9 protein-coding genes are annotated in these 13,637 nt (G+C 60.0%); 5 read left to right on the top strand and 4 right to left on the bottom strand.

Going from position 1 to position 13,637, the window contains the following annotated elements; genetic code table 11:
* Positions 1-72 precede the first annotated feature (72 nt).
* Together BWR59_RS24890 and BWR59_RS24885 are read right to left on the bottom strand one after the other, a co-directional pair.
* Complete coding sequence (locus BWR59_RS24890) at positions 73-1,443, bottom strand: homoserine dehydrogenase (protein WP_081568305.1); 1,371 nt, start codon at positions 1,441-1,443, stop codon at positions 73-75.
* A gap of 183 nt (positions 1,444-1,626) precedes the next feature.
* Positions 1,627-2,832 (bottom strand): MFS transporter, encoded by a 1,206-nt coding sequence (locus tag BWR59_RS24885; RefSeq protein WP_081568304.1) that lies wholly within the window; start codon positions 2,830-2,832, stop codon positions 1,627-1,629.
* A 210-nt stretch (positions 2,833-3,042) separates the two neighbouring features.
* On the opposite strand from BWR59_RS24885, the gene BWR59_RS24880 reads away from it, so the two are divergent.
* Positions 3,043-4,293, top strand: coding sequence for a serine hydrolase (locus tag BWR59_RS24880; protein WP_081568302.1), 1,251 nt, complete (start codon positions 3,043-3,045; stop codon positions 4,291-4,293).
* Between the two features lie 51 nt (positions 4,294-4,344).
* Here BWR59_RS24880 and gloA read toward each other — a convergent pair whose 3' ends face one another.
* A complete protein-coding gene (gloA, locus tag BWR59_RS24875) occupies positions 4,345-4,872 on the bottom strand; it encodes a lactoylglutathione lyase (RefSeq protein WP_081568301.1) in 528 nt (175 codons plus the stop codon).
* A gap of 317 nt (positions 4,873-5,189) precedes the next feature.
* Here gloA and BWR59_RS24870 point away from each other — a divergent pair, with 317 nt between their 5' ends.
* From BWR59_RS24870 to pgm, 4 genes are all read left to right on the top strand, one after another.
* Positions 5,190-5,750, top strand: a complete 561-nt coding sequence (locus BWR59_RS24870) for a tat (twin-arginine translocation) pathway signal sequence (protein WP_081568300.1) — start codon at positions 5,190-5,192, stop codon at positions 5,748-5,750.
* Positions 5,751-5,761: 11 nt separating this feature from the next.
* Positions 5,762-7,330 (top strand): GMC family oxidoreductase, encoded by a 1,569-nt coding sequence (locus BWR59_RS24865; RefSeq protein WP_081568299.1) that lies wholly within the window; start codon positions 5,762-5,764, stop codon positions 7,328-7,330.
* A gap of 310 nt (positions 7,331-7,640) precedes the next feature.
* Positions 7,641-9,863 carry an ATP-dependent DNA helicase gene (locus tag BWR59_RS24860; RefSeq protein ID WP_081568411.1) on the top strand — a complete coding sequence of 741 codons (2,223 nt, stop codon included), beginning with the start codon at positions 7,641-7,643 and terminating at the stop codon, positions 9,861-9,863.
* Positions 9,864-10,015: 152 nt separating this feature from the next.
* A complete protein-coding gene (pgm, locus tag BWR59_RS24855; protein ID WP_081568297.1) occupies positions 10,016-11,662 on the top strand; it encodes a phosphoglucomutase (alpha-D-glucose-1,6-bisphosphate-dependent) in 1,647 nt (548 codons plus the stop codon).
* Between the two features lie 159 nt (positions 11,663-11,821).
* Here the strand turns inward: pgm and BWR59_RS24850 are convergent, their stop codons facing one another.
* A complete protein-coding gene (locus BWR59_RS24850; RefSeq protein WP_081568296.1) occupies positions 11,822-13,564 on the bottom strand; it encodes a phosphoethanolamine transferase CptA in 1,743 nt (580 codons plus the stop codon).
* Positions 13,565-13,637: the final 73 nt, after the last annotated feature.

Below are 13,637 nucleotides of genomic sequence, written 5' to 3'. Positions count from 1 at the left end.
AACCTGTTTCTACACGAGTGATTTCAAGGACTGCGTCTGAGTGAGCGCCCGCTGCGAGGCGGGCGCCATTGATCAAACCTCTTGACGCCCTGCGCGCCAGGCTTCATGCAGGTCAGCGTCGTAGCCTTGCAGATCGGAGATCAGCAACAGGGACCCGGCTTTGATATCTCTTGCCGCAGTGGCATGCGCGGCGAGATAGAGGGGTGCCACGTCTTGGGCTGCGTCTTTGGCGGCCAGCAGAACGGCCTGCACGCCGGTGACGTCATGGTGGTGACCACCCATTTTCAAAACGGTGCCGGCGGGAATGTCCACCGTCGCGCGTCCACCCAGAACCGTGCATTGCGTCGGCTTGGCAGAGCCGGAGGCGCGGTTGTGCAGCACGGCATTGAGCAGCGTGATGGGTGTTTCCACGCCCATGAAGTGATAAGGCAGATACATGCATGCGTAGCGGCCGTTGCGGCTGACCACGTGGCCTTTCTGCGCCAGCAGGTCCCAGGTTTCCTTGTCGTGGGTGCGGACAATGACGAACACGCCGCCCGCGAAGCTCGCCTCATCCGGCAGGCGCAGCACGTTGAAGACTTCAATCACGCCTTCCTGGCTCAGCACGCCGCCGTCCTCGCGCAGCGCATAGATGTCTGCCAGTTCGCTGGTTCGCGCGATGGGGTAGTGCAACAGTTCGACGTCGGGAATCATCCCGGTGTTGGTCGCGACAACCGACATTTCGCAATAGTCGGCAGTGGCCGATGTTTTCAAGCCATTCAGCGCGGCGCGGCGGGCAGCCAGGGTCGCGGGAATGTCGTCACCCAATCGCAACAGACCGCCCATCGCCGGTGCGGCAATGGTTTGATCGAGCTGCGTGATGGTGCCTGTCTCTGGATTGAATACCAGGTCGTACTCACTGGACTTGCCCGCCGCGACGATCTCCAGACCCAGTACGCGGGCCCAACTCACCCACCCGATGAGGTTGGCAGGCTGGTCGCCGTCGCCCGTCGTGTAGACCACATTGTGCTTGGCCGCGAGGCGGGAGAGGGTGATGCCCGATACTGCGTCCACTTCCTTGCTGACCATCGCTACGTGGCGTCTTGCTTCGATCGCGCGCCGCGCTGTGCGGTAACCAATGGCCGGATTACCGGTAGCCTCGACAAGGATGTCGTATTGGGCATGAGGCAGGAGGGCGACATCGGCGACCAACACGATCGCGTCGGCGGGCGCAGCGGCAACAGCCTGAGCATCGCTGCACTCCACAAGGCGGTCGGCGGGGAAGCCCAGTTCCAGGCAAAGCGCGCGCAAGCCTGGAACGTCCAGGTCGCACAATGCGGCAGCGGTCAACCGTGGCATCTTCAGCGTCTGTGCAAGCAGCGTCCGGGAAAAGCCACCCTTGGCGCCTGTCAGTGCGTAGCGAACGGGTTGAGACTGGTCTGCAAAAAGCAATTCGAAATTCATGCGTCGTCCTCGGCGATGGCCTGATTCGGTAATGACCACCGGATGAACAATATTTGTTATGAAATGTTGCTACCGAGGCCAAAAGATAGGGCTAAATTCACACTATGGTCAATTAATTTCACATGATTTAACACTGAAGGGTCTTTGGTTGGCCGAAAGACGGCATGTGTCGCCAGGCACAACTCAGGCGCGCGCTGCCGATATTTCCACCCGCCGCCACACCAATCGCCCCACGGTAATCGACCAGTAGGACAATGCCACCCCCAGCAGGATCGTCAGCATCACCGACATCCCGCTGTCGACGATCACCTTGCCCGCCAGGAGGGGGAATCCGAACACCCCTATGAAATACGACAGGCTGAACAACAGCAGCGACTGGGTCGTGGTGCCTGCTGGCGCCTCGTTGGCGGCCATGCCGTTGATCACCGAATAGGTCAGGCCGTAACCGACGCCGAGCACGATGGCGGCCAACAGATAGCCAAGGCTGCTGGCGACGAAATGCTGGAACATCAGCACCGAGACCACGATCAACCCGGACAGCAGGCAGGACATGAGGTAGGGATCGCGCTTGACCACGATCCCCGCCACCAGCATCCGCCCGGCAATGGCGGCGCTCATGAAACCGATGAAGAACAGCGAATAGTCCAGTGAGCGGTCGTGGGCGTAGCGGGTCTGAAAGCTCGACAGCCCGCCGAAAATCGCACCGCCCAGGCCGACCATGACAATCGCGAACACCGCCCTGGAGCGCAGCACCGCCGCAGCGCCTGCCAGAGAAAGCTTCGAGGCTACCGCGCCGGAGCGGTCAGGCAATTGCTCAAGCCTTGCCGACAGCCGCCAGAACAGCAGCACCCCCGCAAGGCTCGCCAGCGCGGCAATGAAGAACGCCGAAGTGACGGGCAGCCCCAACTGACTCGCCAGCCGGCCCAGCAACGGCGCCGAGCCGATTCCGCTCATCATGCTGCCGGACAGCAGAGCGAAGTAACGGGCACGCTGAGCAGGCTCGACGATCATCGCCACGATGATCGGCCCCAGCGTATAGAACACGCCCCAACCGATGCCCAGCACCAGACCGAAGAGCATCATCGCCGGCAACTGACTGGCGCTGAGCGCAAACCCCAGGTTGGCGATGACCAGCGCGATACCGCACAGCGCAATGGAGCGCGCGGTGCCGAGACGGTCCGAAAGGTGTCCGGAAAAAACCACAGCAACGAAGGTGCTGATCATGGCGGCGGAAATCACCGAGCCTGCGTTCTGCTCATTGCCACCGTGACTGCCGATCAGCAATGCCAGCAAGAAGGTTGATCCATAGGCCATCGAGAGCAAATAGCTGGCCAGGCAGAACACGCTGAACAAACGTCGTGAAGGTTTGGCGGTGAGGTGGTCGGTCATGGGCAATCCGTTGTCTGAAAATCAGAATGTTCGAAAAAACGAACGCTTAGTGTGAAAGGCAACAGCCGTTCTTCACGTACAGATTTTTCGACCTCAAGTTATGAATTCACTTAACTGAGGGCAGGGTGGATTGCTAGCAAGTGAACTATGGTTCAAGCGGGCAGAAGTCCCGACCTGCGAATAAAGGTAAATAAAGAATAAGGATGCGTTATGTTCACACGAGCTGTTTCCCGCCCGTTTCAACGTCTGCAACCGCTGAGCCTTTCCCTGAGTCTGTTGACCTTCGGTGTCGTACCCGGTGTCTGGGCGGCCGATGCCGACTATCCCCACGCCCACGAAACCATTGGCACTGTCGAGCAGATCTACGACGGCGCGATGCTTCCGGACCTGGCCGTCAGCACCTATCGCAACATCGACCGACTGTTCCCGACCCACACCATCAAGGCCGGCAGCCACCCTTACGCATTGCCCAAATCCGACAAGCAACTGGGCAACGTGCACTTCACCTACGAAGGCAAGAAGTACGATCTGTACGACTACGTGGCGCTGGACAGCGTGACCGCGATGCTGGTGATCAAGGACGGCAAGATCGCCTACGAAACCTATCAACGCGGTAACAACGAAAAGACCCGCTGGATGTCGATGTCGGTGGCCAAATCCATCACCTCGACACTCACTGCGGCGGCGATTCATGACGGCCTGATCAAGGGGCTCGATTCGCAGGTGGTCGATTACGTGCCGGAACTCAAGGGCAGTGCCTACGACGGCGTGACCGTGCGCAACGTGCTGATGATGTCGTCGGGCGTGAAGTGGAACGAAACCTACACTGACCCCAAGTCTGACCGCCGCGCGTTGCTCAACGCGCAAATCTCCCAGAAGCCGCGCTCGGCGGTGTCGCTGATGGCCAAGCTGCCACGAGCGGCGGAGCCTGGGAGCGTGAACAACTACAGCACGGGCGAAACGCAGATCCTTGGCGAGATCGTGCGTGGGGCGGTGAAGATGCCGTTGGCGGATTACCTGTCTCAGAAAATCTGGCAGCCCTTCGGCATGGAAAGCGATGCCAAATGGTGGCTGGACTCGCCTGATGGCGTGGAAATCGGCGGCAGCGGCATCAGCGCCACCTTGCGCGACTACGGGCGCTTCGGGCTGTTCTTCATGAACAACGGCAAGATCGACGGCAAGTCGATTCTGCCCGAAGGCTGGGTCAAGGAAGCGACATCGCCAACCACCCTCAAGGGCGGCAAGAAACTCGATTACGGCTACATGTGGTGGACCGCCTGGACCGAGCCTTCGGTCAAGGATGGGGCGTTCTCCGCAGTGGGGATCCAGGGCCAGAACATCTACGTCAACCCGGCCAATAACGTGGTGATCGTCACCTTCGGCGCGCAACCCAAGCCGGTCGACAAGGACCCCATCGACCCGATGGTGTTCTTCGACGCTGTGGTCGCCGAGCTGAAATAGGCGTTCAAGCAAACAGAAGCCGCCCAGGGCAGGGCGGCTGTCTTGTCAGCGTTATTGGCCCAGATTGCCCAACAAATCAGCCTGCACGATCTCGATCCAGTATTCGTCCGGGTCACTGATGAACGCCACGTGCTTCATGCCCTTGTCCAGTCGTTTGACGAACGGCACGCCCAGCGACTCGAAGCGCTGGCAGGCCGCTTCGATATCCGGCACCGAAAAACAGATATGGCCGAAGCCGCGAGGGTCCTTGTTGCCGTTGTGGTATTGCGAATCATCGCTCTCGGTGCCCCAGTTGTGGGTTAGCTCCAACACCGATTCGCGCCCGAAGGTGTGGCTCATGCGCGCCGATGCATCGTCCGGCACCTCGCTGCCCCGGGTCATCGCCAGAAACAGCAGCGAGAACTTCGCCTCGGCAAAGTCCACCTTGCGCAACAGTCGCATGCCTAGCACCCGCGTGTAGAAATCCAGCGAACGCTCGGGATCCTTGACCCGCAACATCGTGTGGTTGAACACGTAATCCTGGGTGACGGCATCGGGCGCGAGGCACACACCGGGTTGAGTTTCGCTGACGAAGGACATGGCAGGCTGCTCGTTGTGGGTGGTCCGCCAGTGTAGGAAGCACGGGAGCGGGGCGGGTAATACCGGATTACTACGAACTCTCAGATGCCGCAAATAACCCTGTGGGATCAGTCGGAGGTCACGACGGCAGCGATGGCGGTGTGTCAGACAGAACCCGTTAGCGGCCGTCGTGGCCTCCGACTGATCCACAGGGCTCGCATCGCCCGATCGACCGCTTATAACCACGTAGTAGACCGCTATTACCTTTCCTCAAACAGCCCTACTACTATCCATTCAGCTTGATTGCACCGACAAAAAAAATAACAAGGACAAAAGCCATGAGAGACCTGAAGCTCGATCGTCGCCGCTTTTTGCAAGGAAGTGGCGGACTGCTCCTTGGAACCCTGCTGTTTGGTTCCGGCCCCATTGCACTGCTTGCTCCAAGCCGGAGCTGGGCGCTGGAGATGAACACGCTGGACAGCAACACCGGCAGCAGATTGTTGTTGGTCATTCGCCGGATTTTCCCCCATGACACCATGGAAGACGCGGTCTACGCGTTCTCCGTCAAAGCCCTCGATGAAAAAGCCTCCCAGGACCCTGGCATTGCCGACACCTTGAAAAAAGGCCTCGCCGATCTCGACCAGCGCGCTGGTGGCGACTGGAGCAAGCTCCCCGAAGACAAACAGGTCGGCCTGCTCAAGGAAGTGCAGAACGACCCGTTTTTCGTGCTGGTGCGCGGGGTGTCGGTGAACAGCCTGTACAGCAACGAACTGGCGTACAAGCATTTCGGCTATGAAGGTGCGTCCTTCCCCAAAGGCGGTTACATCCATCGCGGTTTCAACGACCTGAAATGGTTGCCGAACCCGCCTGTCGATGCCAGCCCGACTGTCCCTGCCTGAGGAGCGCAACCATGACGACTTATAACTTCGACGACGATTCAGTGGTGGTGATCATCGGCTCCGGCGCAGGCGGGGGCACGCTGGCCAACGAGCTGTGCCAGAAGGGCGTGCCGGTGGTGGTGCTGGAAGCGGGCGCGCGGCAGTCGACGGGGACTTTTATCAATGATGAATGGCCGTCGTTCTCGCAATTGTCCTGGGGCGACACACGCACGACATCGGGGTCGTGGCGCGTGGCCAAGGACTTTCCCAATCTGCCGGCCTGGATCTGCAAGACCGTCGGCGGCACCACGACTCACTGGGCCGGGGCCAGCCTGCGTTTTCAGGAGCATGAGTTCCGCGCGCTCGACACCTACGGTCAGGTTCAGGGGGCCAACCTGTTGAACTGGCCGATCACGCTGGCGGAAATGGAACCGTATTACGCCCGTGCCGAAGACAAAATGGGCGTGACCCGCACCAACGATATCGATGGCCTGCCTGGGAACAACAACTTCAAAGTGCTGTACAACGGCGCGCAGAAAATGGGCTACAAGGAATGCTCCACCGGGCACATGGCGATCAACAGCAAACCCCGTGGCGACCGTGCCGGGTGTCAGCAACTGGGCTTCTGTTTCCAGGGCTGCAAGATGGGCGCGAAGTGGTCGACGCTGTACACCGAAATTCCAGCCGCCGAAGCCACTGGCAAGCTGGAGTTGCGCACCCAGTGCCACGTCGCGAAGATCGAGCACGACGACAAAGGCAGGGTCAACGCAGTGGTGTATTTCGATGCCCAAGGCATGGAGCGCAAACAGAAGGCACGGGTGGTCGCGGTCGCGGGCAATTCCATCGAAACCCCGCGTCTGTTGCTTAATTCTTCCAGCAGCCAGTTCCCCCACGGCCTGGCTAACGGCTCGGGCATGGTCGGCAAGCATTACATGCGTCACACCACCGGTAGCGTGTTTGCCTCGTTCACTGAGGAGGTGCATTTCTATCGCGGCACGATCATGGCCGGGATCATCAGCGACGAGATTCACCACAAGCCGGATCGTGGTTTTGTCGGCGGCTATGAGATGGAAACCATCTCCCTTGGCCCGTCGTTTCTCGCAGCGTTTTTCAACCCTGGCGCGTGGGGCCGGGAATTCACCGATGTCATGGAGCAGTACAGCAAGATGGCCGGGATGTGGATCGTCGGCGAGGACATGCCTCAAGAGAGCAACCGGGTGACCCTCAACGACAGCGTCAAGGACCGCTTCGGCCTGCCGGTACCCAACGTGCATTACGACGATCACCCCAATGACCTCGCCATGCGCGAGCATGCGTTCAAGCAAGGGGAGGCGCTGTATTCCTCGGTGGGAGCAGTGAAAACATTCCGTGTGCCGCCGTATCCATCGACCCACAATCTGGGCACCTGCCGCATGAGCGAAAAAGCTCAGGACGGCGTGTGCAACAAACACGGACAGAGCCATGAAATCCCTACTCTGTTCATTTCCGATGGCAGCCAGTTCACCACCAGCGCGGGGGAGAATCCGACGCTGACCATCGTCACCCTGGCCATCCGCCAAGCGGATTTCATTGCCGATGCATTGAAGACCAAGGCGATCTGAAACATCAGGGGAGATCGTTTGCTGTAGGCGTGTAGCGGTCCGGTTTGCCGGCGGTGGCGTTCTTGAACTTGCCACCGCCGGCAAACCGGACTGCTACGGATGCACCCGCCGATCCCTTTTCGTTTGCAAGGCTCGGACTCAGCTGTTATCTGTATGTCCGTCCAGTACCACGACGCTCCGGCCAGTTGCTCCAGTGACCTCCATTCTTCCAATCGAATCCGTTTCCGACGCTGTTACCGCCGAGCTGCCGCACGCGCCAGACTTGCCTGCCGTGGATCCGGTCGCGGGTTATTCGATTGCGGTGCGGGCCATGTGCGAATTCACTGCCAAGGTCGGCGATCTGGATCTGCGTTTCACCCCGTCGCCCAGCGCCCAGGAAGGCATCGCCGGGCATCGCACGGTGGCGGCTCGGCGGGGGCCGGAATATCAATCCGAAGTCGCGCTGTCCGGCACGTTCCAAGAGCTCACTGTGCGCGGCAGGGCGGACGGTTATGACAGCGCACTCAACCAACTTGAAGAAGTGAAAACCTACCGCGGCGACCTCGATGCCATGCCGGACAACCATCGGCAACTGCACTGGGCTCAGGCCAAGGTTTATGGCTGGCTGATCTGCCAGCAACTGCACCTGCCGGAGGTGAACGTCGCGCTGGTGTATTTCAACATCGTCAACGAGCACGAGACGCTGATTCGCGAACGCTTTTCGGCAGCGCATCTCAAGGCGTTCTATGAGGCGCAGTGCGGGATCTTTCTGCACTGGGCAAGGCAGGAGATGGCCCACGTTCAGGCGCGCAATCAGTCCCTGACCGAACTCAAGTTCCCTCACGCCGAATTTCGCAGCGGTCAGCGGGTGCTCGCCGAATCGGTGTACAAGGCCGTCAGTACCGGGCGTTGCCTGATGGCCCAGGCGCCCACCGGTATCGGCAAGACCATCGGCACCGTGTTCCCCATGCTCAAGGCTGCGCCGAGTCAGAAACTGGACAAGGTGTTCTTCCTCACCGCCAAGACTCCGGGCCGCAAACTGGCGCTGGATGCCTTGAGCGTGATCGGCGACAGTGCCCCCGAACTCAAGCTGCGAGTGCTGGAGCTGGTGGCGCGGGACAAAGCCTGCGAATACCCGACCAACGCCTGCAATGGCGATTCCTGTCCGCTGGCCAAAGGCTTTTATGACCGCCTGCCCGCAGCGCGCAGCGAAGCGTTGGTTGACCCGTGGCTGGATCAGGCGGGGCTGCGCGAGGTCGCCTTGCGTCATCTGGTCTGTCCGTACTACCTGAGCCAGGAACTGGCGCGCTGGTCGGACGTGGTGATCGCCGACTACAACTATTACTTCGACCTCAGTGCGCTGCTGTTCGGGCTCTGCCAGTTCAACCAGTGGCGCGTGGCGGTGCTGGTGGACGAGGCGCACAACATGGTCGAGCGCGCTCGGCAGATGTACAGCGCAAGCCTGGATCAGCACGCCATGAATCAGGTGCGCCTGACTGCGCCGGAGCCGATCAAAAAGTCGTTGCAAAGGCTGAACCGCGAATGGAATGCGCTGCACAAGGATCAACTGGCTCCGTACAAGGCCTATGCCGGGACGCCCGCGAAGTTCCTCGCCAGCCTCAACCTGTGCGTCGCGGCGTTCGGCGATTATTTCAACGATCATCCGCAGGCGGCCAATGGCGAGCTGCAGAGCTACTACTTCGAAGCCATTCAGTTCGGGCGCATTGCCGAGCTGTTCGACGCGCATTACCTGTTCGATATCAGCAAGCGTGACGTGGGCAAAAAAGCCCTGTCGAGGCTGACCCTGCGTAATGTGGTGCCCGCCGGTTTCGTTCGTCCAAGATTGACCGCCGCACGCAGCACCGTGCTGTTTTCCGCGACCCTCAACCCGCGTCATTACTATCGCGATCTGCTGGGCTTGCCGGACAACACCGCATGGGTCGATGTCGAGTCGCCATTCCAGCGCTCGCAACTGGACGTGCACATTGTCAGCCGCATCTCGACGCGCTACACCCACCGTCAGGCGTCGTTGGCGCCCATCGTCCAGTTGCTGGCCGAACAGTTTCAGGCGCGGCCGGGCAACTACCTGGCGTTCTTCAGCAGCTTCGACTACCTGCAACAGGTCGCCGAGTTGATGGCCGCGACCCACCCGCAGATCCCGATGTGGCAGCAGTCTCGCGGCATGGCGGAAGCCGACCGTCAGGCGTTTCTGGATCGGTTCACCCCCGAGAGCCAGGGCATCGGTTTTGCGGTATTGGGCGGCGCCTTCGGCGAAGGCATCGATTTGCCCGGCGCCCGTTTGGTCGGCGCGTTCATCGCCACACTCGGCCTTGCCCAGATCAACCCGGTCAACGAGCAACTTAAACAGCGCATGAGCCTGTTGTTCGGCGCCGGTTACGACTACACCTATCTGTACCCCGGGATGCAGAAAGTGGTGCAGGCGGCAGGCCGGGTGATTCGCGGGCAGGACGACCGTGGCGTGGTGATGCTGATCGACGACCGTTTCGCCGAACGCAAGATTCAACAGTTGTTGCCTGCGTGGTGGCAACTCTGACGCAGGTCTGCTAATTGTCTCAACGGTTTACGGATCGATAGCCGAGCAGGGCGGTCCAACTGCCAGTAAACTGCCGCGCAGCAAACATTTTTTACGTTTCGCCGGACTCGAATTTTTACTAAATCACGGTTTTCCATCCACGGAGGTTTCGCATGAGTATCAGTCCATTCGCGGGCAAACTGGCGCCTGCAGAATTGCTGGTCGATCTTCCTCGTCTGGTGACGGCGTATTACACCGGCCAACCGGACGCTTCGGTCGCCACCCAGCGGGTTTCCTTCGGTACTTCCGGCCACCGTGGCAGCTCGTTCGATCTGAGCTTCAACGAATGGCATGTGCTGGCGATCAGTCAGGCCATCTGCCTGTACCGTCAGGCCAACGGCATCGACGGCCCGCTGTTCCTGGGCGCCGACACCCATGCGTTGTCCACGCCTGCCGCCGCTTCGGCGCTGGAAGTGCTGGCCGCAAACGGCGTCAACGTTATGATTTCCGAAGGTGACGAATACACGCCGACCCCGGCCGTTTCGCACGCCATCATCTGCTACAACAAAGGCCGTACATCGGGCCTGGCGGACGGCATCGTCATCACGCCGTCGCACAACCCGCCGGAAAGTGGAGGCTTCAAGTACAACCCTACCAATGGCGGCCCGGCCGATTCGCACATCACCAAGTGGATCGAGAACAAGGCCAACGAACTGCTCGCCGAGAAGATCGTCGGCGTCACACGCATGAGTCTGGAAAAGGCGCTGCGCGCCGACACTACCCATCGTCATGACTACATCAACACCTACGTGGCCGACCTGAAAAACGTGATCGACATGGACGCCATCCGTGGCGCCAGCCTGCGTCTGGGCGTCGATCCGCTGGGCGGGGCGGGTGTGCGTTACTGGTCGGCCATCGGTGAGCATTACGGCTTGAACCTGGAAGTGGTGAACAAATTCGTCGACCCGACGTTCCGCTTCATGAGCGTCGACTGGGACGGCAAGATCCGCATGGATCCGTCGTCCAATTTCGCGATGCAGGGCCTGATCGGTCTGAAAGACCGTTTCCAGGTGGCATTCGCCTGCGATCCGGACCACGACCGCCACGGTATCGTCACGCCGACCGGGGGCCTGCTGGCGCCGAACAACTATCTGGCCGTGTCCATCGACTACCTGTTCCAGAACCGCCCTGACTGGCGCGCTGATGCAGCCGTCGGCAAGACCGTGGTCAGCAGCGGCATGATCGACCGCGTCACCCAGCGCCTTGGCCGTCGCCTGTACGAAGTACCGGTTGGCTTCAAGTTCTTCGCAGAAGGCTTGTACGAGGGTTCGCTGGGCTTTGGCGGTGAAGAAAGCGCCGGCGCGTCGTTCCTGCGCCGTGACGGTTCGGTCTGGACCACCGACAAGGATGGTCTGATTCCGGCGTTGCTGGCCGCTGAGATTCGTGCACGCAAGGGTCGTGACCCAAGCGAGATGTACAAGGCACTGACCGACGAGCTGGGCGAGCCCGTGTCGACCCGCGTCGAGGCCAAGGCTAACTTCGAGCAGAAGGCATTGTTGAGCAAACTGTCGCCGGATCAGGTCACTTCGACCGAGCTGGCCGGTGAGAAGATCACCAGTATCCTGAGTAAGGCGCCGGGCAACGATCAGGCGATTGGTGGTCTGAAGGTCATGACCGAAAACGGCTGGTTCGCCGCGCGTCCTTCCGGCACCGAGGACATCTACAAGATCTACGCCGAGAGCTTCAAGGGCGAAGATCACCTCAAGCGTCTGGTGGCTGAGGCGCAGGTGTTGGTTGATGCAGCGATTGCGCCGAAGTGACTTTCGGCATTGCTGCCGGGTGTTGATGCTGGGTTAAAAAGTGGGGCATGACGGCCATTGGCGATGCCCCCGATCAGCGCTCTCGTCAGTGCCTCTTGAGGCTATCCGGAGCACAAAAAAAGGCCTGCATTGCGCAGGCCTTTTTTATTGCGTGATGAATTACTTGGCGGCCACTTCAGGCACCTGTGGCTGCTTGGCGACTTTCTCCATCACGGCAAAGTCGCTCAGGCCTTTGGCGGCATACGGATCGCCAATCAAGCGTGGGCGTTCCTTGAAGTCCAGGCTGACCAGACTTTTGCTGCTGTCCAGCTCGTCGAAGCTCAAGCCAGCCAACTGTGCCCAGGTGTGGATCAGATTGGAGCTGCTGTATGGGCGATCGTGAATGCTGTCGAAGCTCCAGTCATGGGTCTCACGCCATTTCGGTGAGGCATAGACAATGAACGGCACCGTGTACATCGGGATCGTCGGCTTGGCTTCGTTGCGCCCAAGGACGTCGTGGCTCGCCGAGTCGTACACGTCTTCGCCGTGGTCAGAGAGGTACAGCAGGAAACCGTTAGGATCGGCCTTGCCATATTCCTTGATCAGGCTCGACACCACGAAGTCGTTGTACAGCACGGCGTTGTCATAGCTGTTGTACAGCTCCAGCTTGCTGTCATCGATGGCCGCCGGCACACCGTCACGGTTGTTGAACTTCGCATACTCCTCGGGATAACGGTACTGATAGCTCATGTGTGTACCGAGCAGGTGCACGACGATCAGTTTGCGTGGGGCCGCGTCGGTCAGCGCCTTGGCGAACGGCTCCAGCACGTCACCGTCGTACTGACGGGCGTTCTGGTTGCGGTTGTTATTCAGATACACCTGCTCGTCGGCCTGCTCGGAGAACGTGGTGAGCATGGTGTTGCGCTTGGTCATCGTCTGCTGGTTGGTGATCCAGAAGGTCTTGTAGCCCGCCTGTTTCATCACGCTGACGATCGAAGGCGTCTTCAGGTACAGGTCCGGATTCTCTTCGTCGGCAAAGGTCAGGACTTGCTGCAGCGCTTCGATGGTGTACGGGCGCGGAGTGATGACGTTGTTGAACACCTGCAGCTGGTCTTTCATGGCGTCCAGGTTCGGCGTGGTCTGCCGTGGGTAGCCATATAGATGCATGCGACCGCGGTTGGTCGACTCGCCGATCACCAGCACCAGCGTGGTTGGCAGATTGGCCTGTTGATCCTTGAGGTTCTTCAGCGGGGCAATGTTGCTGCTGGTGGTGAGCATGTCCTGCATGCTGTCCAGTTGCTGGGTGTAACGGTGGTAGGCCACGAGCATTTGCCATGGCACCGCCGGCTCGATACGCGATTCGAACGCTTCAAGGCCGGAAGCGGCGTCGTCGTGACGGGCCATCTGTTTGGCCAGCGGATAACCGATGATTGCCACCAGCAGGGCAACGGCGGTGACCCAGGCACGACCGCGTGGCATGTAGACCGGACGCAGACGGGTCCACAGGAAGATGGCGAACGCGGTGTGAGCGAGGAACGCCAGCACGATCCACCAGGCGAAATACTGGGTCATGTACTCGCCAGCTTCCGAGATGTTCGACTCGAACATGATGAAGATGACGCTTTGCGAGAATTCCTGCTGATAGATGAAGAAGTAGCCCAGGCTTGCCATGGAGCATGCCCACAACACTACGCCGATGACGGCAGCCATGACTCGGGTCTTGTTGGGGAACAGCAGCATGGGCGCCAGCCAGATGCCGCTCATCACGAACGCCTGGCGGAAACCGGCGAAACCGGTGATGCCGGTGAGCTGGATCAGCAGTTGGGTGATGCCGGAAAAGTACCAGAAAAATACGAACAGCCAGGCCAGGCCGGCCCAGTCAAAACCTTTCGGAGTCGTGGTGCTCCGTTTCATTGTTGCCATCAGGCGCTCCAGCTATGGATCTGTCGAGTCGCCACGCAGGCGACATCGTTGTTAACTGCCAACAGCAAATCGC

The organism is Pseudomonas sp. Bc-h, from assembly GCF_002080045.1.
Taxonomy (GTDB): domain Bacteria; phylum Pseudomonadota; class Gammaproteobacteria; order Pseudomonadales; family Pseudomonadaceae; genus Aquipseudomonas.
This window is presented reverse-complemented; position numbering and strand designations above follow the sequence as displayed.